23 protein-coding genes are annotated in these 21,311 nt (G+C 63.7%); 21 read left to right on the forward strand and 2 right to left on the reverse strand.

All coding sequences use genetic code 11. The features are described 5' to 3' along the window. From motC to MUU56_RS12215, 17 genes are all read left to right on the forward strand, one after another. A complete protein-coding gene (gene motC, locus MUU56_RS12135; protein WP_244767544.1) occupies positions 1-1,314 on the forward strand; it encodes a chemotaxis protein MotC in 1,314 nt (437 codons plus the stop codon). Beyond that, positions 1,311-2,732 (forward strand): flagellar hook-length control protein FliK, encoded by a 1,422-nt coding sequence (gene fliK / locus MUU56_RS12140; protein ID WP_244767545.1) that lies wholly within the window; start codon positions 1,311-1,313, stop codon positions 2,730-2,732. The genes motC and fliK overlap by 4 nt, the downstream gene beginning before the upstream one ends. Further along, positions 2,656-3,234, forward strand: coding sequence for a transglycosylase SLT domain-containing protein (locus MUU56_RS12145; RefSeq protein WP_244767546.1), 579 nt, complete (start codon positions 2,656-2,658; stop codon positions 3,232-3,234). The genes fliK and MUU56_RS12145 overlap by 77 nt, the downstream gene beginning before the upstream one ends. A gap of 281 nt (positions 3,235-3,515) precedes the next feature. Then, positions 3,516-4,190 (forward strand): transcriptional activator Rem, encoded by a 675-nt coding sequence (gene rem / locus MUU56_RS12150; protein ID WP_244767547.1) that lies wholly within the window; start codon positions 3,516-3,518, stop codon positions 4,188-4,190. A 111-nt stretch (positions 4,191-4,301) separates the two neighbouring features. Beyond that, positions 4,302-5,501: a flagellar hook protein FlgE gene (locus MUU56_RS12155; RefSeq protein ID WP_244767548.1), complete on the forward strand. Its 1,200-nt coding sequence runs from the start codon at positions 4,302-4,304 to the stop codon at positions 5,499-5,501. A gap of 44 nt (positions 5,502-5,545) precedes the next feature. Further along, positions 5,546-6,958: a flagellar hook-associated protein FlgK gene (gene flgK, locus MUU56_RS12160; protein ID WP_244767549.1), complete on the forward strand. Its 1,413-nt coding sequence runs from the start codon at positions 5,546-5,548 to the stop codon at positions 6,956-6,958. Between the two features lie 3 nt (positions 6,959-6,961). Next, positions 6,962-8,029, forward strand: a complete 1,068-nt coding sequence (locus tag MUU56_RS12165) for a flagellar hook-associated family protein (protein ID WP_244767550.1) — start codon at positions 6,962-6,964, stop codon at positions 8,027-8,029. 38 nt (positions 8,030-8,067) lie between these two features. Then, positions 8,068-8,421: a flagellar biosynthesis regulator FlaF gene (flaF, locus tag MUU56_RS12170; RefSeq protein WP_244767551.1), complete on the forward strand. Its 354-nt coding sequence runs from the start codon at positions 8,068-8,070 to the stop codon at positions 8,419-8,421. Beyond that, positions 8,418-8,864, forward strand: coding sequence for a flagellar biosynthesis repressor FlbT (gene flbT / locus MUU56_RS12175; RefSeq protein ID WP_244767552.1), 447 nt, complete (start codon positions 8,418-8,420; stop codon positions 8,862-8,864). The genes flaF and flbT overlap by 4 nt, the downstream gene beginning before the upstream one ends. Continuing rightward, entirely contained in the window at positions 8,858-9,304 is a 447-nt protein-coding gene (flgD, locus tag MUU56_RS12180) for a flagellar hook assembly protein FlgD (protein ID WP_244767553.1), read from the forward strand. The genes flbT and flgD overlap by 7 nt, the downstream gene beginning before the upstream one ends. Then, a complete protein-coding gene (fliQ, locus tag MUU56_RS12185) occupies positions 9,301-9,567 on the forward strand; it encodes a flagellar biosynthesis protein FliQ (RefSeq protein WP_244767554.1) in 267 nt (88 codons plus the stop codon). Before flgD ends, fliQ begins: the two co-directional genes overlap by 4 nt. 285 nt (positions 9,568-9,852) lie before the next feature. Beyond that, positions 9,853-11,940 carry a flagellar biosynthesis protein FlhA gene (gene flhA, locus MUU56_RS12190; RefSeq protein ID WP_244767555.1) on the forward strand — a complete coding sequence of 696 codons (2,088 nt, stop codon included), beginning with the start codon at positions 9,853-9,855 and terminating at the stop codon, positions 11,938-11,940. Beyond that, on the forward strand, positions 11,937-12,689 hold the full coding sequence (gene fliR / locus MUU56_RS12195) for a flagellar biosynthetic protein FliR (RefSeq protein ID WP_244767556.1): 753 nt from the start codon (positions 11,937-11,939) through the stop codon (positions 12,687-12,689). Before flhA ends, fliR begins: the two co-directional genes overlap by 4 nt. A gap of 2 nt (positions 12,690-12,691) precedes the next feature. Further along, complete coding sequence (locus MUU56_RS12200; protein ID WP_244767557.1) at positions 12,692-13,090, forward strand: hypothetical protein; 399 nt, start codon at positions 12,692-12,694, stop codon at positions 13,088-13,090. 279 nt (positions 13,091-13,369) lie between these two features. Continuing rightward, positions 13,370-13,927, forward strand: coding sequence for a rod-binding protein (locus MUU56_RS12205; RefSeq protein ID WP_244767558.1), 558 nt, complete (start codon positions 13,370-13,372; stop codon positions 13,925-13,927). A gap of 15 nt (positions 13,928-13,942) precedes the next feature. Then, positions 13,943-14,311 (forward strand): hypothetical protein, encoded by a 369-nt coding sequence (locus MUU56_RS12210; protein WP_244767559.1) that lies wholly within the window; start codon positions 13,943-13,945, stop codon positions 14,309-14,311. Then, positions 14,308-14,838 carry a hypothetical protein gene (locus MUU56_RS12215; protein ID WP_244767560.1) on the forward strand — a complete coding sequence of 177 codons (531 nt, stop codon included), beginning with the start codon at positions 14,308-14,310 and terminating at the stop codon, positions 14,836-14,838. The genes MUU56_RS12210 and MUU56_RS12215 overlap by 4 nt, the downstream gene beginning before the upstream one ends. Positions 14,839-14,971: 133 nt before the next feature. Here MUU56_RS12215 and MUU56_RS12220 read toward each other — a convergent pair whose 3' ends face one another. Next, positions 14,972-15,775 carry a WecB/TagA/CpsF family glycosyltransferase gene (locus MUU56_RS12220; protein WP_244767561.1) on the reverse strand — a complete coding sequence of 268 codons (804 nt, stop codon included), beginning with the start codon at positions 15,773-15,775 and terminating at the stop codon, positions 14,972-14,974. A 526-nt stretch (positions 15,776-16,301) separates the two neighbouring features. Between MUU56_RS12220 and folD the strand changes: the two genes are divergently transcribed. Continuing rightward, entirely contained in the window at positions 16,302-17,201 is a 900-nt protein-coding gene (gene folD, locus MUU56_RS12225; protein WP_244767562.1) for a bifunctional methylenetetrahydrofolate dehydrogenase/methenyltetrahydrofolate cyclohydrolase FolD, read from the forward strand. A 213-nt stretch (positions 17,202-17,414) separates the two neighbouring features. Here the strand turns inward: folD and MUU56_RS12230 are convergent, their stop codons facing one another. Continuing rightward, the gene (locus tag MUU56_RS12230; RefSeq protein WP_244767563.1) at positions 17,415-18,443 is read right to left on the reverse strand and encodes a substrate-binding domain-containing protein; all 1,029 of its coding nucleotides are present in this window, start codon (positions 18,441-18,443) and stop codon (positions 17,415-17,417) included. Here MUU56_RS12230 and MUU56_RS12235 point away from each other — a divergent pair, their 5' ends adjacent. From MUU56_RS12235 to MUU56_RS12245, 3 genes are all read left to right on the forward strand, one after another. Further along, positions 18,444-18,665 carry a hypothetical protein gene (locus MUU56_RS12235; RefSeq protein ID WP_244767564.1) on the forward strand — a complete coding sequence of 74 codons (222 nt, stop codon included), beginning with the start codon at positions 18,444-18,446 and terminating at the stop codon, positions 18,663-18,665. Positions 18,666-18,771: 106 nt separating this feature from the next. After that, positions 18,772-20,112, forward strand: a complete 1,341-nt coding sequence (locus tag MUU56_RS12240) for an ABC transporter substrate-binding protein (protein ID WP_280531040.1) — start codon at positions 18,772-18,774, stop codon at positions 20,110-20,112. Between the two features lie 187 nt (positions 20,113-20,299). Beyond that, positions 20,300-21,310: a carbohydrate ABC transporter permease gene (locus MUU56_RS12245; RefSeq protein ID WP_244767566.1), complete on the forward strand. Its 1,011-nt coding sequence runs from the start codon at positions 20,300-20,302 to the stop codon at positions 21,308-21,310. The last annotated feature ends 1 nt before the right edge of the window (position 21,311 follow it).

Raw genomic sequence — 21,311 nt, forward strand, 5'->3', positions numbered from 1 at the left:
ATGGGCTTCTTGCGGCGCGTTTTCCTGACAGGCACGGTCTTGTGCACGGCGCTTTCCGCCGTGGCGCCCGCGCGTGCCGAGAACCTCGACGACCTTGCGCCCTACAAGATGATCCGCTCGCTGCAATATGTGCAGGACACGGTGGCGCTCGGCGACCATTCGGCGATGGAGATGCAGCGCTTCCTGCTGAGCACCATCGACGAGCGGCTGCGCACGGGAGAATCCGCGCTCTTCGACGACCCGCGCAATGTGGATGCCGCGCTCGTCTATGCGATGAGCGGCGGCAATCCCGAGACGCTGGAAGTGCTCATCAGGAAGGATGTCGACGGGCATTTCGATTCCCGCCTGACCGACGCCCTGCGCAGTTACCTCAGCGGTCGCGGCACGCAGAGCGTCAAGTCGCTCGCGGAGATCTTCCCGGAATACAAGCACTCGCGCGTCGGCCCCTATCTGGCCCTCGTCTCGGCCAACTCGGTCATGCGCAAGGACCCGGCGCTGGCGCTCACCTATTTCGACTGGGCGCGGCTCGTCGCTCCCGGCACGATCGTCGAGGAGGCCGCGCTGCGCCGCTCGATCTACATCGCCAGCGAGGCGGGCTGGATCGACAAGAGCATGGTCTATGCCAACCGCTATGCGCGCCGCTACCTGCGCTCGCCCTATGCCAGCCAGTTCGCCGATCTCTTCGTCAAGCTGGCGGTCGACCACTACGGGGCCATCAAGGAAGACGATATCCTTGAACTCCTCTCCTTCATGGATGTGCCGCGCCGGCGCGAGGTCTATCTGCGCATGGCGCGCCTGGCCGCGATCTCTGGCAAGAACAAGCTCGCCTCGCTCGCCGCCGAGCGCGCCCAGGTGCTGTCCGGCGACGGGGAGAGCGTGCCGAAGGTATTGGCGGACCTTTATTCGGGCCTCGCCTCCGTTCCCTCCGGCGATGTGGCGGCGGCAATGGAATCGATCATCGCCATCCCCGATGACAAGCTCTCGGCGAAGGATCGCGCGCTGAAGGCTGCGGCCCGCGCCGTGGCCGAGGAGGTGCTGCGCGAACCGGCGGCGAAGGCGGAGGCGGACGTCGCCACGCCCATAGAGGCCGAGGACGCTGCCCGCGAAGGATTGAGCGAAGCCGAGCTGGCCGACCGGGCGATGGATCTGCGGGCGGGCGGCGAGGAGACGCCGGTCGCCGCAATCGAGCCGGAACAGGAAAAGAAAGAGCAGCCAGAAAAGGCGGACATCGATCCGGCCTTCGATACATTCGTTTCGAGCGGCAGGTCCAAGCTCGACGAAATCGACGCGCTGTTGAAGGGAGAAGGCAGTTGAGCACCATCGGTAGCGGGGTTTTGGGCATCGTGCAGGGGCAGGCGCCGGGCAAGGGCAAGGCCGGCCACGGCCATGCCGCAGGCGCTTCGGAAGAGGGCGGTTTTGCCAATGCGATTGCCAGCCTTTCCGGACGGGAGGGCGATGGCGGGCGCAAGGGCGGACGGCTGTCCGTCTCCGGCGCGGCCGGTCGCGGCCAGCGGGAAGGCGGCGAGGCTGACGAGGGGCGGGTGAAGCTTGCGCGCCGCGAGGCCGCGGCGCTGGCCGGTGCCGCCGGCAAGGCCGGCGTCGCTACGCCCGAAGGGGACAACCGTCCCTTTGACGAAAAGGCGGCGGGCCTGCTGGAGGCCGCAGGCCGCCAAGGCCGCAAGGCGCAGGGCGAGACGCACGAGGGCAGGACCGTCGCGCGTGATGCCGACGAGGCGGCCGCGGACGACGGCGCCACGGCGGCGGACGGAACGCAGGAAGCCGCGCCGAAAGCGGGAACGGATGTCGGCAATCTCCTTGAGATGCTGGCGACGCCGAATGCCGTGCCGCTCGATGCGGCTGCGAAGGTCGGCGTGCCCGAGGCGGTGCCGGACGCAAAGCCGCAGGTCGGAGCCAAGGCATCGGCCAAGGTCGATGTGCGCGCCGATGCTGCAGCCAGGGCCGATGGAACCCATATGGCCGACACCGCGGATGCCGGCGACGTGCCCCAGTCGGATGCCGACCAGCTCTTCCGGCTGATCCGCGCCGACGGCAAGGGGCGGGATCTCGACATGAGCCTTTCGGACAAGGGCGAGCGGGCGACGTTCCGCGATGCCAACCCGACCGGGCCGAAGGGCGAGACGGTGACCGTGGTCGATGCGCGCCGCTACATCGGCCTTGCGCAGGCCGGCAATGCGGGGGCCATGACGACGGCGATCACGCAGGATCCGCAATGGGCGGCCTCGCTCAGCGCCACCGGCGGGCTCAGCCATTCGGAAGCCGCGGCCACCGGCAAGGTCGTCAACACGCTGAAGATCCAGATGCACCCGATCGAGCTCGGCCTCGTGACGGCGACGCTGCGCCTGCACGGCGACGACCTCGTCGTCTCGCTGCAGGTGGAGACGGGAGAGGCCTATCGCCAGCTCACCGATGATCAGGACGCGATCGTGCGCGCGCTGCGCGGTCAGGGCTTTGCCGTCGACCAGGTCAGCGTCCAGCTCGCGCCGGCCGACAGGAGCGCGAATGCGCAGCAGGGCGACAGCCAGAGCCAGCAGCAACAGCAGCAGTTCTCGAACCAGCCGCAGGCCCGCGAGGGCGGCAATGGCCGTCAGGGCGGCGGAGAGGGCACGGGCAATTTTATACGCGAGGGAGCCTCTCATGAGGGCAACACGTCGGACACCGTTCCTGGCTCTGCTGGCGGCCAGCCTCAGCGCTCTGGCGGCGTCTATCTCTGACGCCGGAGCCTCCGTTGGCGCCTGCGAGCGGGAAATCCTCGCCGCCGCTGCGAAATACGACATCCCGGCGGGCATCCTCTATTCCGTCGGTCTCACCGAGACCGGCCGGAAGGGATCGCTCCAGCCCTATGCCATGAACATCGAGGGCAAGGCCTTCTTCGGCCGTGACAGGAAGGATGCCCTGCGGGCATTCGAGACCGCGAGGGCACAGGGCGTCAAGCTGATCGACCTCGGCTGCATGCAGATCAATCATCACTTCCATGGCGACCAGTTCGCCTCGCCCGCGGAAATGTTCGACCCGCGCAAGAATGTCGAATATGCGGCGTCCTTCCTGGCGCGCCTGCACGCCCGGCACGAGACCTGGACGATGGCCGTCGCACGCTATCACGCCGGCCCCAACAATGACCCGGCGCAGAAGCGCTACGTATGCCGGGTGATCGCGAACCTGGTCGCGACGGGCTATGGAAGCTGGACGGCGAACGCGAAGCAATTCTGCCGGTAATTCAACTAAAAGTTTAAATATCGACCCGATGGCGGCCTGTGCCGCAATGTGGCAGGAATGCGCCCAGTTTTGGGACGGCAAGGCATGACGTTAACCTTTGTTAACTTTTCCACCGTAAAATTGTGGCGAAATCCGTCGAAAGACACTATATGTAGATCAAATCGGCACGCAATTCTTAATCAACTGTTAATTCCACCCAGTCACTTTCTCTAGTTGCCGGTGATTCGCCCGATTCGTACCACTGCCTGAACGAGGCACCACACTGATTCGGAGGCGGACGAATGATCGTAGTGGTTGATGAGCGCGAGCTCGTTAAAGACGGCTATACTTCTCTTTTTGGTCGCGAGGGCGTGCCCTCGACGGGGTTCGATCCCCGTGAATTCGGCGAGTGGGTGAACACCGCGGCCGATTCGGACATCGATGCGGTCGAGGCTTTCCTGATCGGCCAGGGCCAGCTCTCCATGGAGCTGCCACGGGCGATCCGTGATCGCTCGCAGGCCCCGGTGATCGCGGTCAGCGACACGCCCTCCCTGGAAACCACCCTTGCCCTCTTCGACAGCGGCGTCGACGACGTCGTGCGCAAGCCGGTGCATCCCCGTGAGATCCTGGCCCGTGCGGCGGCCATCCGGCGCCGCCTGAAGGCGCTGTCCAACTACACCGATATCGGCCCGATCCGTGTCTTCTCCGATGGTCGCGACCCGGAAATCGCCGGTGACGTCTTCCCCCTGCCGCGCCGCGAGCGCCGCATTCTCGAATATTTGGTCGCCAACCGCGGCCGCCGGCTTTCCAAGACCCAGATCTTCAACGCGATCTACGGCATCTTCGACGAGGACGTCGAGGAGAACGTCGTCGAAAGCCACATCAGCAAGCTGCGCAAGAAGCTGCGCAAGAAGCTCGGTTTCGACCCGATCGATTCCAAGCGCTTCCTTGGCTACTGCATCGACTGGCAGGGCTGAGCCGATGGTGCCGGCTGGCGGGGAGGCGGACCCTGCCAGGCGGCTCGGCAGCCAGCTTCACGCAAGGCCCGTCCCATAGGGTCCTGAGTATGAGACGAACGGGGAAATGACATGAGCCTCTACGGTACGATGAGAACGGGTGTTTCCGGCATGAATGCGCAGGCGAATCGCCTGAGCACCGTTGCCGACAACATCGCCAACGCGAACACGACGGGCTACAAGAAGGCCTCCACCCAGTTCTCCTCGCTGATCCTGCCCACCACCGGCGGTTCCTACAATTCCGGCGGCGTGAACACGGATGTGCGCTATTCCATCTCCGCGCAGGGCACCTTCACCTACACGACATCGGCGACGGACCTTGCCATCAACGGCAAGGGTTTCTTCATCGTCTCGGGCACGGACGGCCAGGAATACATGACCCGCGCCGGCGCCTTCACCGTCATGGACGACGGCTCGCTGCAGAATTCCTCCGGCTTCAAGCTGATGGGATACGAATATTCCTCCACCGAGGACCCGACCATCGTCGTCAACGGCTTCGATGGTCTCCAGGAGATCAACCTTGCCTCCGGCGCGCTCAATGCGACCGGCTCGACGGCAGGTGCGCTCGACGTCAACCTGCCGTCCAACGAAGTGGCGGGCTATTCGAAGTCGACCTCTCTCGTCGCCTATGACAGCCAGGGCAACACCCGGCTGATCGAATTCAATTACGTGAAGACGGGCGACAATGCCTGGACGGTCGAGGCGACCTACGAAGGCACCACGATCGCCGGCCCAGAGCCCATGACATTCGATGCGGAAGGCAAGCTGCTCACGCCCTCGCCGGCAAGCATTACCACGGCGCCCCAGACCATCAACGGCGCCGAACTCAGCGCGCTTGAGATCAGCATCGGCGGTTCCAGCCAGCTCGCCTCCCCGTTTGACGTGTCCAACGGCAAGATCAACGGCAATGGCGCCAGCAAGGTCACCGGCTACGAGATCAGCGAGGATGGTGTCGTTTCGCTGAAATATGACAACGGGCAGCTGACGCCGAAATTCCGGATCGCGATGGCATCCGTGCAGAGCCCGGACAACCTGAAGCCGCTGCCGGGCAACATCTATGCGCAGAGCAACGACTCGGGCGTCGTCGTCATGGGCTACGCCGGCACCAACGGTTATGGAGCGATCGTTTCCGGCGCGCTGGAGGACTCCAACGTCGACATCGCGGAAGAACTGACGAGCATGATCGAGTCGCAGCGCAACTACACGGCCAACTCGAAGGTCTTTCAGACCGGTTCCGAGCTGATGGAAGTCCTCGTCAATCTGAAGAGATAAGCCGGCATGACGCCGCGCGTGCATTCGAGAATTAGGTAGATCCGATGTCGCTTTCAGCAGCAATGAAGACTGCTCAGTCCAGTTTCTCCAACGTCGGCCTTCAATCGGCCGTCACGTCGAAGAACATTGCCAATGCAAGCAACCCGAACTACGCGCGCCGCGCCGCGATCCTCGCGACGGCTACCTCCGGTGCCACGGTGGTGGAAACGCAGCGTGCCCAGAACGAGGCCCTGCTGAAGCAGAACCTGCTCTCGATCTCCAAGTCGAGCGGCCAGGACACGCTCCTGGCCGGCCTGACGCAGATGAAGATGATGATGGGCGGCGAGGACTATGAGATCGCCCCCTCCACCTATCTGGCGAAGCTGCGCGACAATCTCCAGACCTTCGCCGACAAGCCGAGCGAGATCTCGCTCGCCGAAACGGTGGTGTCGGACGCGATCGACGTCGCCAATTCGCTGAACAGCACGTCGAATGCCCTGCAGAAGCTGAGGGCCGAGGCGGACGCCGACATCGACACGGCGGTGACGGAACTCAACCGCCTGCTCAGCGAATTCAAGACCTACAACGACAAGGTCCGCCTGGGCACGGCCGCCGGAACCGACGTCAACGACGCGCTCGACCAGCGCGACAAGCTGCTGACCGAGATTTCGGGGATCGTCGGCGTCACCGCGGTCAACCGCACGCACAACGACCTGGCGCTTTACACCAGCGACGGCACGGTGCTGTTCGAGACCGTGCCGCGCACCGTCAGCTTCCAGCCCACGACCACCTTCACCGCTGCCGTCGACGGCAACCAAGTGCTCATCGACGGCGTGCCCGTCCAGGCAGGGGCCGGCGGCAACACCAGCGCGCAAGGCACGATCGCGGCCCTCCTGCAGATCCGCGACTACGTCGCGCCGACCTTCCAGAAGCAGCTCGACGAGGTCGCCCGCGGCGTCATCGAGGTGTTCTCCGAAGGCGGGGTCGAAGGCCTCTTTATCAGCAACGGCCTGCCCGCCGTCACGGATCCGGGCCTTGCCGCGGTCATCAGGGTTAACCCCGACGTCATATCGAGCGAAGGCGGCAGCCCGACGAAGCTGCGGGACGGGATCAACGCCGTCTACAACACGGGCAACAATGCCAGCTTCTCGGATCTTCTGAACGGCTATACGTCCGCCTTCGAGGCGCCGATGTCCTTCGACCCGGACGCATCCATCGAAACGACGACGACGCTCCTTTCCTTCTCGACCAGCTCGGTCGGCTGGCTGGAGGAGATCCGCAGGGCCGCGACGACGGCGGGCGACGACAAGGCCGCGCTGCTCGGGCGTACCCAGGAGGCCCTTCTCAACGTGACGGCCGTCAGCCTCGACGAGGAACTCGCCCTGCTGCTCGACCTCGAGCAGTCCTACAAGGCGTCGGCCAAGCTCGTGGCGGCGGTCGATGAAATGATCGCGGCCCTCCTTCAGGCGGCGGGGTAAGTTATGAAGACTTCTTTCGTTTCCAACATGTCCCTTCAAAATGCGATGCGGCTCACCGTGGCCAGCGCGCAGAAGGAGATGTTGCAGCTTCAGGAGGAAACGGTCACCGGCCGCCATGCGGATGTCGGCGCCGTGCTCGGCGCCAAGACGGCGCGCACGCTGAACCTGCACCGCGATCTCCAGCGCATGGAATCGCTGAAGAGCACCAACGCGCTGACGACGCAGCGCCTCGCCGCCTCGCAGGAGGCGCTCGGCCAGATGTCGACGGCGGCGAACGATGCGATGGGCGTGCTGATCGCGCTTTCCGGCATCACCTCGCAGGACCAGCTGGACCTCGCGAAGGAAAATCTCGGCAACGCGTTCTCGGCCTTCACCTCGGCCGCCAACACCTCGTTCAGCGGCGAATACCTCTTTGCCGGCATCAACACGGATGTGATGCCGCTCAAGGAATATTCCCAGGACCTGCCGCCGCCTGAACAGAATCCGAAGGACGTGTTCGACGATACGTTCTTCGCGCATTTCGGTTTTCAGAAGACGGACGCCGCGGTCTCCGACATCACGGCGTCGGACATGCAGGCCTTCGTCGAGAAGCTCGAAGCTGAATTTGTCGGCCCGACCTCGAGCTGGCAGACGAACTGGTCGAATGCGTCGGACGAGAACATGCAGAGCCGCATCAGCGCCGCGGAGACCGTCCAGAGCTCGACCAACACCAATGTGGACGGCATGCGCTACATGGCGCTTGGTCTCGTCCTGGGGCAGGAGCTGATGGCTCTCGGCATCAGCGAGCAGACCCGCAAGACGGTCAGCGACGCAGCGATCGACTATATGGGCCGGGCGATCTCCGGCATCGACGGCGAGCGTTCGAAGCTCGGCATTTCCGAGGCCCGCGTCAGCCAGGCGAACACCTCGCTCAATGCCCAGGTCGCCATCCTCAGCACCAGCATCAAGGACATGGAAAGCATCGATACCTACGAGGCGGCGACCCGCGTCACCACCCTCGAATCGCAGCTTTCGCTCGCTTACACGCTCACGTCGAGGATCCAGAACCTGAGCCTATTGAACTACCTCTGATGAACCAGAGGGTACGGACACACATGAAGGATGTCTGAATGTACCAGTTTTCATATGCCGAGATCATGGAGGAAGGCGTCGCCGTCTCGAAGGATCGGGAACGGCAGGTCCTCGATCGGTCGATTGCGCTCCTGAAAGCGGCAATGGCCAGCGACGGCGGCAACCAGAGCCGGGAGGCGGTGGAGGCGATCTACTTCACTCGCCGCGTCTGGATCCGCTTCATCGAAGATCTCGGAGATCCGGAAAACCAGCTCGAGGCCGAGCTTCGGGCCAACCTCATCTCGATCGCCATTTGGATTCTCAAGGAAATCGAGAAGATCCGCAAACGCGAATCCTCGAATTTCCAGGGTATCATCGACATCACCACCATCATCAAGGATGGCATCAAATGAAAAGTACACTGCGTATATCGCTGAAGTCCGGTGAGCGCATCTTCGTCAACGGCGCAGTCCTGAGGGTCGACCGCAAGGTTGCGATCGAGTTCCTGAACGATGTCACGTTCCTTCTGGAAAACCACGTCCTGCAGCCCGAACAGGCCACGACGCCGCTTCGCCAGCTCTATTTCATCGCGCAGATGTCGCTGATCAATCCGGAGGGCGCCGAGCAGTCGATCGCCATGTTCCGCAAGTCGGTCATCATGCTGCTCTCCTGCTTCAAGAACGAGGAGGTGCTCGCCGAGCTGAAGCGCGTCGACGCCCTCGTCACCCAGGGCCGTGCCTTCGAAGCGCTGAAGGCGATCCGCGCGCTCTATCCGATCGAGGATCGCATCCTCAACAACCAGGAAATGGCACCGGCCACGGTCGAACAGATCCGCAGGGAGATCGCCCCATGGTAACGCCCGTCGGCGCCGCGGGCGCCTCCCAGTCCTATGTGCCGACCGTCACCGGCGCCGAATCCACCACCGACGAGAAGTCGGCGACGATCAACTACGAGAGCTTCCTGAAGCTGCTCGTGGCGCAGATGAAGAACCAGGATCCGACCGAGCCGATGGACGCGACCCAGCAGATGGCGCAGCTTGCGACCTTCTCCCAGGTCGAGCAGACCATCAAGACGAACAAGAACCTGGAAAGCCTGTTGCAGCGCACCTCGCTGCAGGAGGCCAACTCCGTCATCGGCCGCACCGTCACCAGTGAGGACGGCAAGATTTCTGGCGTCGTCACGGACGTCACGCTATATAATGACGGTATCGTCGCGACGCTTGATTCGGGCAAGACGCTCGTCATCGGCCCCGGCGTGAAGGTCAGCGAAACCAAGGCGAGTGAAACCGAAACGTGAATGAGGCAGACGCCCTCGACATCGCGCAGGCCGCCATCTGGACAGTGGTGGTGGCCTCCGGCCCGGCCGTGCTTGCCGCAATGATCGTCGGCGTCGCCATTGCCTTCGTGCAGGCGCTGACCCAGGTGCAGGAAATGACCCTCACCTTCGTGCCGAAAATCCTCGCGATCTTCGTGACGATCGCCATATCGGCCCCCTTCATCGGCGCGCAGATCTCCATCTTCACCAATATCGTCTTCTCCCGGATAGAGAGCGGCTTCTAAGGCCGGCGCCTGGGGCGTGGTTCCTCGGGTCGAGCCCGAGGATGACGACAGAAGGGATGTGGTTCGGTCGTCGGCACCGTCCCGCATGCCGCACCATTTCGTGGTGCCGAGCCTCTCCTCCCCGTCATCCTCGGGCTCGTCCCGAGGATCCACAGTTCCCAAGCGCCCGAAGCCGCCGGAGCCCGCTGCCACCCTCGCGCAAGCTTCGCCGGGTAGGTCATGGGGTGAAATGGGCGACGCGTGTGACGCGCCGCCGCCTCTCATGACGAGACGGGACGCATCCAGATGGCGCAAGTACCGGCAATAAACCTTCCGAAGGTCAGCCCCAGCGGCCGCGATATCGCATTCGCCGTGGGCATCCTGACGATCCTGTCGATCCTCTTCCTGCCGATCCCGGCCTTCATGATCGACATCGGGCTGGCGTTCTCTATCGCCTTCTCGGTGCTGATCCTGATGGTGGCGCTGTGGATCCAGCGCCCGCTCGACTTCTCGTCCTTCCCGACGGTCCTCCTCATCGCGACCATGGTGCGCCTCGCGCTCAACATCGCGACGACGCGCGTCATCCTCTCGCACGGCAATGAGGGGCACGACGCGGCGGGCGGCGTGATCGCCGGCTTTGCCAGCCTCGTCATGTCCGGCGACTTCGTCATCGGTATCATCGTCTTCATGATCCTCATCGTGGTGAACTTCATCGTCATCACCAAGGGTGCGACGCGTATCGCCGAAGTCGGCGCGCGCTTCACCCTCGACGCCATTCCCGGCAAGCAGATGTCGATCGACGCCGACCTTTCCGCCGGCCTCATCGACGAGAAGCAGGCGCAGCTGCGCCGCCGCGAGCTGGAGGAGGAGAGCTCGTTCTTCGGTTCGATGGACGGTGCCTCGAAGTTCGTGCGCGGCGACGCCATTGCGGGTCTCATCATCACCGCCATCAATGTCTTCGGCGGCATCATCATCGGCTACTTCCGTCACGGCATGGAACTGGGCGAAGCTGCCGACGTCTTCGTGAAACTGTCGGTCGGCGACGGTCTCGTCTCGCAGATCCCGGCCCTCATCGTCTCGCTCGCCGCCGGCCTCATCGTCTCGCGCGGCGGAACAGCCGGTTCCACCGACCAAGCGGTCATCAACCAGCTCTCCGGCTATCCGCGTGCGCTCTTCGTCGCCGCCGGCCTGATGATCCTGCTCGCCATCATGCCGGGCCTGCCTTTCCTTCCGTTCATGGTGCTCGGCAGCGTCATGGCCTTCAGCGCCTGGATCATCCCGCGGCGCATCGCGGAGGAAAACCGCGTCAAGCGCGAGCAGGAGGCCCAGCAGGTCCAGCAGAGCCGCGACCAGGAGAAGGATTCGGTCAAGTCGGTGCTCAAGACCGCCGAGATCGAACTTCTCCTCGGCAAGCAGGTTTCCACCCGCCTTCTCGGCGCGCATCAGGAGCTTGCCTTCCGTGTCGGCAAGATGCGCAAGAAGTTCGCCGGGCAATACGGTTTCGTCGTGCCGGAAATCAAGGTTTCGGACGACATCTCCATTCCGGACAAGTCCTACCAGATCCGCATCCACGGCACGACGATCGCCTCCAACATCGTGCGTGTCGGCGAGGTTCTGGTCGTCACCGGCGGCGGGCGCAAGCCGAGCGTGCCGGGCGACGACATCCGCGAACCGGCCTTCGGCATGCCGGCGGTCTCGATCCTCGAAACCTTCGCGGACGACCTGCGCCGCGAGGGCTTCCACCCCATCGACAACGTCTCGGTGGTTCTCACGCACCTGTCCGAGGTCATCCGCAACAACCTGCCGCAGCTTCTGTCCTACAAGGACGTGAAGGCGCTCATCGAGCGGCTTGATCCGGAATACCGCAAGCTGGCCGACGAGATCTGCTCCTCGCACATGTCCTATTCCGGCCTCCAGGCCGTGCTGAAGCTGCTGCTTGCCGAGCGCGTCTCCATCCGCAACCTGCACCTCATCCTCGAAGCGGTCGCCGAACTCGCCCCGCATGTGCGCAAGACCGAGCAGATCGTCGAGCATGTGCGCATCCGCATGTCGCAGCAGATCTGCGGCGACTTGGCGGAGAACGGCGTGCTGCCCGTGCTGCGCCTCGGCAACAAGTGGGACATGGTCTTCCATCAGGCTCTCAAGCGCGACAGCAAGGGCGAAATCGTCGAATTCGACATCGATCCGCGCCAGCTCGAGGAGTTTTCCGAACAGGCGACCCGGGTTATCCGCGAGTTTCTCGATCGCGGCACGCCCTTTGTGCTGGTCACCTCGCCCGAATCCCGCTCTTATGTGCGCATGATCATCGAGCGCCTCTTCGCCACATTGCCGGTTCTCTCGCATGTCGAGCTCGCCAAGGGCATCGAGATCAAGATCCTTGGCTCCATTTCATGATCGCGGACCCGCAGGGCACGGTGCTGGCGCTGTTCGCCGCCTTCTGCCGTGTCGGCGGGTGCTTCATGCTGCTGCCGGGCTTTTCGTCCGCGCGCCTGACGATCCAGATCCGTCTGTTCCTGGCGGTGGCGATCTCCATGGCGGTGCTGCCGATCCTGTGGGATACGATCTACCCGCGCACCTCCGGCACGCTCGACAGCTATCTCACGCTCATCGTCTTCGAGACGCTGACCGGCGCCGTCATCGGCCTCATCGCCCGCTACTACGTGCTCGGCCTGCAATTCGCCGGCACGGTGCTGACGATGATGATGGGCTTCAACGCGCCGCCGACGCCCGACGTGCTGGAAGACACGGCGGAAAACCAGCTGACGAACCTTCTCTCCTTCGCCGGCCTGCTGGTGCTCTTCATGCTGGATTTCCACCATGTCGTGATGCGGGCGCTGGTCGAATCCTACAATGTCATGCCGATCGGCGCGGGCTTCAACCCGCAGGGTGCGCTGATCACGCTCACCGACACGCTGAGCCAGACCTTCATGATCATGCTGAGGCTCGCGAGCCCCTTCATCCTCTACGGCCTGGTCTTCAACGTCTCCGTCGGCCTTATCAACAAGCTGGCGCCGCAGATCCCCATCTACTTCGTTTCGCTGCCTTTCATCATCATGGGCGGGCTGCTCCTGCTCTATTTCGGCGTCTCCTCGCTGCTTGAGATCTTTGCGGCCGGCTTCACTCCGGTCTTCCGGGGGGAGTAGCGATGGCGCAAAACCGTTCCGACAAGCTGAAGCGCCTCGTCAGCGTGCAGCGCCATCTGGAGAAGATGGCGGAGCTCGACCTTGCCAACACCACGCGCCAGCGGGAGGAGATCGCCGAGACGATGGAGGTCGTCGCCGGCGCGATCAACTCGCTCGATCCGATCCATCGCAGTTTTTCGCGGCACTATTCCGGCCAGTACAGCAAGTTGCAGCAGCAGGACCAGATGCTGGCCAACGTGCAGCAGATGCACGAGATGCGCGTGGTGCGCGAGCGCACCAAGGGCGACCGCATGGAGGAGCACCGCAAGGAAGCCCGCAGTGCCGAGGAGCGCGAGGCGGCCGACAATTCGATCTACGACCTGATCGACCAGCACATTGCCTACAGGGGTACTGAAGAATAGGCGCTGATGGAATAAGCCGCTGTAACGAAAGGCGATTTACCGCGGCCTTATCAAGCTTGCGTCAAAGTGGAGTGCCTATGTGCCCGCCTCGCGCCCTCGTCATCCGCCACCAGCCTCCCGTAAGGTTGAGCAGCGATAGTCGCGTCAGGACGATGACGAGGTTTGTCGAAGCAGCCGCAAGCGCGGCGCGGATGGATCCGATGTCCTGAAAGGTCAGAGGCCGGCGAACCGCCATGAAGACGGGTTCGGCCACGAGGATCACCTGAAAGGCTCAAGGACGTGGCAATTTCTCCCCCCAGCGACCTGGTGCTCGATGTCGTGCGCGCTGCCGACCCAGCCCAGGTTCAGGAAGCGCAGGCCAGGCTGAAATCGAACAGGGCCGCCTTCGAGGCGACGAGCCTTGCCGAGGCCGGCGCCGGCTTCCAGGCCACCGTCGGCAGCATTCTCAACCGCGATTCGGCCGGCGCCCAAGCGGCGCAGGGCGTTTCCGCCGCCGGCGGCAAGGCCGTGCCGGAACATCTGCGCAAGTTCGAATCGATGGTGCTGCAGAACTTCGTGAAGTCGATGATGCCGACCGAGAGCGAAGAGATCTACGGCAAGGGCACGGCCGGCGAGATGTGGCGCGGCATGATGGCCGACCAGCTCGGCGAAGCGCTCGCCAAAGGCGGCGGCATCGGCCTTGCCGAGAGCCTCGCCAAGAGCAGCGGCATCGGCGCGGCCTCGCCGGAGAAGGACAAGAACACCGACCGTGTCGCAACCGGCATGGTGCACGCCCTGCAGCGGCAAGCCTTTGCCGACCTGACGCCGGGCATCAAGGAACACGAGACGAAGATCTAAGCGGAGAACAACAAAATGGAACAGGCGACCAACGAATTGCGGATCCGCACCGTCCTCGGCCGGCTCGAAACGATCATCGACAACGAGAACGACAATATCGGCAATGACCCCGATTTCGACCTGCCGACCTCGAACGCCCACAAGAGCCGCTGCCTCTATGAACTGGCGATGCTGACGCGCGACGTACGCCCGGACGAGATGCCGCAGACCTTCTCCAGCCAGCTCGGCCGCGTGCGCGAGAAGCTCGCCACCAACGCCCAGCGCGTCTCCGCCCATCTGGAGGCCGTGCGTGAAGTCGTCACCATCCTGAAGAATGCCGTCCAGGACCTCGAGGCCGATGGCACCTATTCGCAGGAGCAGTTCCGGCTGGGTTACGGCACATGATCAAGCTCATCGGCACCGGCGTCTGGATCCTCGCCATCACGCTTGCCTCGGTCTATGTCTCGCTGACGATGGCCTCGGCGCCCGAGGTCGATACCGCCGCCGCCGAGCGCGAGGCGGCGCTGGAATTCGTCAGCGGATACACGACGACGGTGCCCGTCATCGGGGAGGGCGGCGTCAACGGCTACCTGCTCACCAGGCTCGCCTACAAGGCGAACAAGGATCTGGCGGCCAAACAGATCGTTCCCCTGCCGCAGATGATCACCGACGAGCTCTATACGCTGCTGGTCGGCAAGAAGATGATCGACGTGGCGACGGTGGGCAGTTTCGATGTCGATGCCTTCCGCGGCATCGTCAAGGAAGGGCTGAACCGCCGCTTCGGGGCAGAGGTCATCGCCGAGGTCTATGTCGAGCAGATCGACTACATCACCACCGCATCGGTACAGGACCCCGCGCCCAAGCGCGGCCAGACCCTCGTCAAGGGTGAGGTTCCGGCCGTGAAGCCGGCGGAGAAGAGCGGCGGTCACTAGAGCATTTCCGGAGCCGGAAATGCGCTGGAGTCTCGCTTTTACCGCATTGTCCGACGCCGAAGCGATCTTGCTTCGGCTGGAAATGCTCTAGGCTTGTCCCGTGAAAATGCCCGGTGGCAACGGGTTGGCCGGCTCAGAGCGAGCCGGCTTTTGCCGTGTTGCCGCTGCCCCGCGGCATCATCGGGCCGGATAGCTTGTAGCGCAGCACATGGTAGGCGAAGGCGATCTGGGCCTTGCGCTGGGGCAGCCGTGACGGCTCCGCCATCAGCCGGTAGAGCCAGCCGAGCCGGAGCCGGCGAACGGCCTCGGGCATCGGCGGCGTGTTGCCGGCGAGTGTGTCGAACAGCGGGCCGAGGCTGAGCACCAGCCGGGCATGGCCGGGCCCGACATGCCTGTCGATCCATTTCTCCTGGGCCGGGCTGCCCATCGAAACGAGCAGGATGTCGGCATCCGCCGCGTGCACCCGCTCCATGATCGCGTCCGACTGGTCCTGGTCGAAATGGCCGTCGGAAATCGGCAGGAACGCGTGCCAGGGCGTATGCCGGCGAAGCGTGTCGGCGGCCCGCATCAGCGTCGCCGTCCGGGCGCCGATCAGCGCGACGCGCATCGGCTTTGCGATATAGGTCAGGAGGGCCGGAACGAAGGCGATGCTCGTGAGGTTCGCGGGAAACCTGCGGCCGTGGAACACCATAGAGGCGAGATCGACGCCGTCGCCATCCGGCAGAACGACCTGGCGTTCCAGCACGGCGCGGTATTCGGGATCGCGCATCATCAGGTTGGCATTGCCGGCATTGATGAAGGCGATGACGCTCTGGCCGAACGGCATGGTCGCCACCTCCTCGGCGAAGGCAAAGGCGTCCGCCCAGCCGAGATCGCAGACCGGCAGGCCCAGTATGTCCCGCTGCGAAGCGGTGATGTTGCCGGACACGAGGTTCATGGCAGGGGTCCTTTCGAAGCGCCCGAAAGCGGGCAATGGCCGGCCCTAAAGGCCCTCATGGCCTTTCGGGTGGCGTGTTCGACAGGATCCGGGGGAAAGGGCGTCATGCTGCTCCCGCAAGGCTGCTATTGCTGCCTGCCGGTTTAGCAAGTTCCCCTGAAAGGCCGTTTAAGGATTTCCCGAAAAGGCGGCGGACCCTGTTTACAGCTCGCTAACCATGGCGTCGTCCTTTCGGGAAAAATTTTGAAAAACAATAGCTTGCTGTCAATTTTCCGAGCCTCCCGGGTCAGGGCAATCCCGCAGCCTGCGTCAAAAAAGGACTTCTTGCCGGGTGATGAGCGACGCCGTCATGCCGCCATCGTGTCTTTCACCGCTGACAGGAAAAGGCATATTCCCGGGCTGGACCTGCGCTTTCCCACAGGATGCGCTTGAAATTATGCGTTTTGGACAGCATAGGGCGTTAAGAGGCCATCCCGCCGCGCGAGCGTCCCACTAGAGTGGGCGCACTTCATTCAGGGAGAGAAATGTGACCACCATTATCGATGGGAAGCAGGTTGCCGCTTCCGTGATTGACACCGTGAAGTCCGCCACTGCCGCCCTGGAGAAGGATGCCGGCGTAAGGCCCGGCCTGGCTGTCATCATCGTCGGCGACGATCCGGCGAGCCACGCCTATGTCTCTTCCAAGAGCCGCATGGCCAAGGAATGCGGCTTCACCTCGATCCAGCACACGCTGCCGGAGGAAACCACGCAGGAGGAACTGGCCCGCCTCGTCGAGACGCTGAATGCCGACGAGACCATCCATGGCATCCTCGTCCAGCTTCCGCTCCCCAAGCACCTGAAGTCCGAGCCGATCATCCAGTCGATCAAGCCGGAAAAGGACGTCGACGGCCTGCACGTCGTCAATGCCGGCAAGGTGGCGACGGGCGACCTCGACGGCGGCCTCGTCTCCTGCACGCCGGCCGGCGCCATGGTCTTCGTGCGCCGCACGCATGGTGATGACCTGTCCGGCCTCAACGCGGTGGTGATCGGCCGCTCGAACCTCTTCGGCAAGCCGATGTCCGCCCTGCTGCTGGCCGCGAACGCGACGGTGACGACCGCCCATTCGCGTACCAAGGACCTCGCCGGCGTGTGCCGCAATGCCGATATCCTCGTCGCCGCCGTCGGCCGCCCGGAAATGGTGAAGGCCGACTGGGTGAAGCCGGGCGCGACCGTCATCGACGTCGGCATCAACCGCATCGCCGCGCCGGAAAAGGGCGAGGGCAAGTCCCGCCTCGTCGGCGACGTCGCCTTCGACGAGGCGGCCAAGGTAGCCGGCGTCATCACCCCGGTTCCCGGCGGCGTCGGCCCGATGACCATCGCCATGCTGATGGCCAACACCGTCATCGCCGCCTATCGCAAGGCCGGCAGGACCCCGCCGAAGTTCTGAACGTCCAGCGGCGTTTCGCGGCTGCACCGTAACCCGCGACGTCCGACATCAAATCCGCTCACCTCTCCTCGGTCATGGTCGGGCTTGACCCGACCATCCACGCTCCACCCGGCGCATGGATCCTCGGGTCGAGCCCGAGGATGACGGAGATTGGAGCGAATGGTCCCCGTCCACCGAGACGGCTCGTCGCGGTAAGATGGGCTCAGGGTGTTCTCATTTCCCCGCCGGCGCCGGCCCGGTCGAGGCGCGCACGATGAGGTCCGTCTTCCAGAGCTCCTGCTGCGGCAGGGTCTCGAGCGTCAGGATGTCGGCGATGAGGCGGCGGGCGATGCGCTGGCCGGCGGCGCGCAGCGACGAGCGGGTCGTCGTCAGCGGCACCATGAAATTCTCCGGCTTCAGCATGGGCAGCACGTCGTCATGGGCGATGAGCGAGATGTCCGTGCCGAGTTTCAGCCCCGCCTGGTTGATTGCCCGGACGGCGCCGAGCGCCAGGACCGTGCTGGAGCACAGGACCGCGGTCGGCGGCGTTTCGAGCTGGAGGAAGCGCTCCATGGCGCGAAACCCGTGTTCGTCCGTCATCTGGGAATGCTGCACGCACTCCTCGCGCAGCGTGAGGCCGTGTTCTGCCAGTGCCCGCACCGTGCCCTTCTTGCGGCGGATCGAGAAGGCGAGGTAGTCCGGCCCGTTGATCAGCGCGAAATGCCGGTGGCCGAGCTGCGCGAGCAGCCGCGCGGCATCGTAGAAGGCGCCGGTATTGTCGATGTCGAGATAGGGATAGTCCGTCGGCACGCCGATCGACCGGCCGTGCACGACGAAGGGCGTCTTCAGCGTCTTCAGCATGGCGATGCGCGGGTCCTTCTCGCGCATATAGGCGAGGAACAGCGCATCCACATTGCCGCTCGCCACCAGCCGCCGGCAGGTCGCGACCTCCTCTTCCGGATGGCTCGGATTGATGACGAAATGAAAGTCGTGCTTGACCGCCTCGTCGCCGAGGCCGGCGAGGAATTCGCCGAAATGCACGTCGGATTCGATGCCGTCGGCCGTCGGCATGACAAGGCCGATCGAGCCCGCCCGGCCAGTCGCCAGCCGCTGCGCCGCCCGGTTCGGCCGGTATCCGGTCTCCCGGACGGCATCGAGCACGCGCTGGCGCGTCTCGGCATTGACCTCCGGATAGCCGTTCAGCGCTCTGCTCACGGTTGTCTGGGAGAGGCCCAGCAACTGCGATAATTGCTTGAGATTCACATGCTTGGCTTTCTTGAAACATTCGAAGCGCTTTGGATGTCCTTTCTCTTCGTTCCCCGGATCCGTCCCAAAGCGTTTTGGCATCTAACATCAGCAAATCATTTAGGAAAAGCGGATTTGGCCTTTTTGCGCCGCAAAACTACGCTGCACTGCGTTAAACGCAGCGATTTTGTCGGCAAGCCCAGGAGGGTACTTGACGAGGCTCGGGGGGAAATGGGATGAAAGGAAATCCAAAGCGCTTTGAATTTTGGGGTATTTTAGAGGATGCCTGCCCCGGGAGAGGGCGGGTTTGCTATGGGAGGCAAATCTCGTGAAAAAGACATTGCTGATGACGGCCGCGCTCGCTCTTTTGATGGCGGGCGGCGCTGCTGCGGCCGACTTGAAATTCAAGCCGGGCGAGGATTCCAAGTTCAACTGGCAGAGCTTCGAGGATTTCAAGAAGGGCCACGACCTCAAGGGCCAGACGCTGACCATCTTCGGTCCCTGGCGCGGTGAGGACGAGGCGCTGTTCAAGGTCGTCTATGCCTATTTCACCGAGGCGACGGGCGTCGAGATCAAATATTCCTCCTCCGAGAACTACGAGCAGCAGATCGTCATCGACACCCAGGCCGGCAGCCCGCCTGACGTCGCCATCCTGCCGCAGCCGGGCCTGATCGCCGACCTTGCCTCCAAGGGTTACCTGACCCCGCTCGGCGACGAGACCAAGCAGTGGCTGCTCGACAACTATGCCGCCGGCCAGTCCTGGGTCGACCTTTCGACCTACAAGGACAAGGACGGCAATGCCGCGCTTTTCGCCTTCCCCTACAAGATCGACGTGAAGTCCCTCGTCTGGTACGTGCCGGAGAACTTCGAGGATGCCGGCTACGAAGTGCCGAAGACCATGGAGGACCTGAAGGCGCTGACCGAGCAGATCGTCGCCGACGGCGGCACGCCCTGGTGCATCGGCCTCGGCTCTGGCGGCGCCACCGGCTGGCCGGCGACCGACTGGGTGGAAGACCTGATGCTGCGCACGGCTTCGCCCGAAACCTACGACAAGTGGGTGACGAACGAGATTCCCTTCACCGATGCCTCGGTGGTCGGCGCGCTCGATGAATTCGGCTGGTTCGCCAAGAACGACAAGTTCGTCGACGGCGGCGCGGCGGCGGTCGCCTCCACCGACTTCCGCGACAGCCCCAAGGGCCTCTTCGCCTCGCCGCCGAAGTGCTACCTGCATCACCAGGCCTCGTTCATCCCGTCCTTCTTCCCGGAAGGCACGGTGGTCGGCGAGGATGCGGACTTCTTCTACATGCCGCCCTATGCCAGCAAGCCGGAGCTCGGCAATCCCGTTCTCGGTGCCGGCACGCTTGCCATGATCACCCGGGACACGCCGGCCGCGCGCGCCTTCATCGAGTTCCTGAAGACGCCGATCGCCCATGAGGTCTGGATGGCGCAGACCAGCTTCCTGACGCCCTATAAGAGCGCCAACAAGGAAGCCTATGCCAATGCGCCGATGAAGAAGCAGGGCGAGATCCTGCTCGATTCGACGACCTTCCGCTTCGACGGCTCTGACCTGATGCCGGGCAAGATCGGCGCGGGCGCGTTCTGGACCGGCATGGTCGATTTCGTCGGCGGCAAGTCCGCGGCCGATGTCGCCGGCGGCGTCCAGAAGGCCTGGGACGCCATCAAGTAACATCCTGGCGAACCGGCCGGCAGCCGCCGGCCGGTTTTCCCGAGCATGCGAAAGTGCAGCCGGACCATGCGGTGGCCAAGCCGCGTGAGCGGTCGACGCCGCGTCAGAGGACGTCAGGCAAGCGACTGAAGCCGCAGTGCTGCGCGAGAAAAGCCGTAGGGGATGTTTCCCAGGGGGAGGGACTGCCATGCAGCAATTGTTATTCGCTATCTTCACGATGGTCGGGGGCGTTCTCGCCTGCGTTGCCTATTTCTTCGGAACGAATTTCCTGCTCGACAAAATGTTCCCCTCCAAGGGGCTGACGGGCGCGCAGGCCTCGAAGAACCTGCGCATCACCAATGCCATCCGGCCTTGGCTGTTCATGGCGCCCGCGCTCTTCGCGCTGACGGTCTATCTCGTCTATCCCGTCTTCGAATCCGTCCGGCTCGCCTTCCATGACCGTTCCGGCCAGCAGTTCATCGGCTTCAGCAACTTCGCTTGGATGATCAATGACGGCGAGTTCCGCCAGTCGATCTTCAACAATTTCCTCTGGCTGCTGGTGGTGCCGGCGCTCTCCACCTTCTTCGGGCTGATCGTCGCCGCACTCACCGACCGCATCTGGTGGGGCAATATCGCAAAGACGCTGATCTTCATGCCGATGGCCATCTCCTTCGTCGGCGCCTCCGTCATCTGGAAGTTCGTCTACGACTACCGCGCCGAAGGGTCCGAGCAGATCGGCATCCTCAATGCCGTCGTCGTCGCCTTCGGCGGCACGCCCGAGGCCTGGATGACCATTCCCTTCTGGAACAACTTTTTCCTGATGGTCATCCTGATCTGGATCCAGACGGGTTTTGCCATGGTCATCCTCTCGGCCGCGCTGCGCGGCATTCCGGAGGAGACGATCGAGGCGGCCGTCATCGACGGCGCCAACGGCCTCCAGATCTTCTTCAAGATCATGGTGCCGCAGATCTGGGGCACGATCGCCGTCGTCTGGACGACGATCACCATCCTGGTGCTGAAGGTCTTCGACATCGTGCTCGCGATGACGAACGGGCAATGGCAGACGCAGGTCCTGGCGAACCTGATGTTCGACTGGATGTTCCGCGGCGGCGGCGATTTCGGGCGCGGCGCGTCCATCGCGGTCGTCATCATGATCCTCGTCATCCCGATCATGATCTGGAACATCCGCAACGCCACCAAGGAAATGGAGGGCCACTGAG

It is taken from the genome of Shinella yambaruensis (genome assembly GCF_022899355.1).
In the GTDB taxonomy this organism is placed as follows: Bacteria; Pseudomonadota; Alphaproteobacteria; order Rhizobiales; family Rhizobiaceae; genus Shinella; species Shinella yambaruensis.

What these genes read in the sequence shown, in the direction of transcription:
- motC (WP_244767544.1), top strand. Translation starts at nt 1, where the DNA reads ATGGGCTTCTTGCGGCGCGTTTTCCTGACAGGCACGGTCTTGTGCACG.
- MUU56_RS12145 (WP_244767546.1), top strand. Translation starts at nt 2,656, where the DNA reads ATGAGGGCAACACGTCGGACACCGTTCCTGGCTCTGCTGGCGGCCAGC.
- rem (WP_244767547.1), top strand. Translation starts at nt 3,516, where the DNA reads ATGATCGTAGTGGTTGATGAGCGCGAGCTCGTTAAAGACGGCTATACT.
- MUU56_RS12155 (WP_244767548.1), top strand. Translation starts at nt 4,302, where the DNA reads ATGAGCCTCTACGGTACGATGAGAACGGGTGTTTCCGGCATGAATGCG.
- flgK (WP_244767549.1), top strand. Translation starts at nt 5,546, where the DNA reads ATGTCGCTTTCAGCAGCAATGAAGACTGCTCAGTCCAGTTTCTCCAAC.
- MUU56_RS12165 (WP_244767550.1), top strand. Translation starts at nt 6,962, where the DNA reads ATGAAGACTTCTTTCGTTTCCAACATGTCCCTTCAAAATGCGATGCGG.
- flaF (WP_244767551.1), top strand. Translation starts at nt 8,068, where the DNA reads ATGTACCAGTTTTCATATGCCGAGATCATGGAGGAAGGCGTCGCCGTC.
- flbT (WP_244767552.1), top strand. Translation starts at nt 8,418, where the DNA reads ATGAAAAGTACACTGCGTATATCGCTGAAGTCCGGTGAGCGCATCTTC.
- flgD (WP_244767553.1), top strand. Translation starts at nt 8,858, where the DNA reads ATGGTAACGCCCGTCGGCGCCGCGGGCGCCTCCCAGTCCTATGTGCCG.
- flhA (WP_244767555.1), top strand. Translation starts at nt 9,853, where the DNA reads ATGGCGCAAGTACCGGCAATAAACCTTCCGAAGGTCAGCCCCAGCGGC.
- fliR (WP_244767556.1), top strand. Translation starts at nt 11,937, where the DNA reads ATGATCGCGGACCCGCAGGGCACGGTGCTGGCGCTGTTCGCCGCCTTC.
- MUU56_RS12200 (WP_244767557.1), top strand. Translation starts at nt 12,692, where the DNA reads ATGGCGCAAAACCGTTCCGACAAGCTGAAGCGCCTCGTCAGCGTGCAG.
- MUU56_RS12210 (WP_244767559.1), top strand. Translation starts at nt 13,943, where the DNA reads ATGGAACAGGCGACCAACGAATTGCGGATCCGCACCGTCCTCGGCCGG.
- MUU56_RS12215 (WP_244767560.1), top strand. Translation starts at nt 14,308, where the DNA reads ATGATCAAGCTCATCGGCACCGGCGTCTGGATCCTCGCCATCACGCTT.
- MUU56_RS12220 (WP_244767561.1), bottom strand. Translation starts at nt 15,775, where the DNA reads ATGAACCTCGTGTCCGGCAACATCACCGCTTCGCAGCGGGACATACTG.
- MUU56_RS12235 (WP_244767564.1), top strand. Translation starts at nt 18,444, where the DNA reads ATGCTTGGCTTTCTTGAAACATTCGAAGCGCTTTGGATGTCCTTTCTC.
- MUU56_RS12240 (WP_280531040.1), top strand. Translation starts at nt 18,772, where the DNA reads ATGACGGCCGCGCTCGCTCTTTTGATGGCGGGCGGCGCTGCTGCGGCC.
- MUU56_RS12245 (WP_244767566.1), top strand. Translation starts at nt 20,300, where the DNA reads ATGCAGCAATTGTTATTCGCTATCTTCACGATGGTCGGGGGCGTTCTC.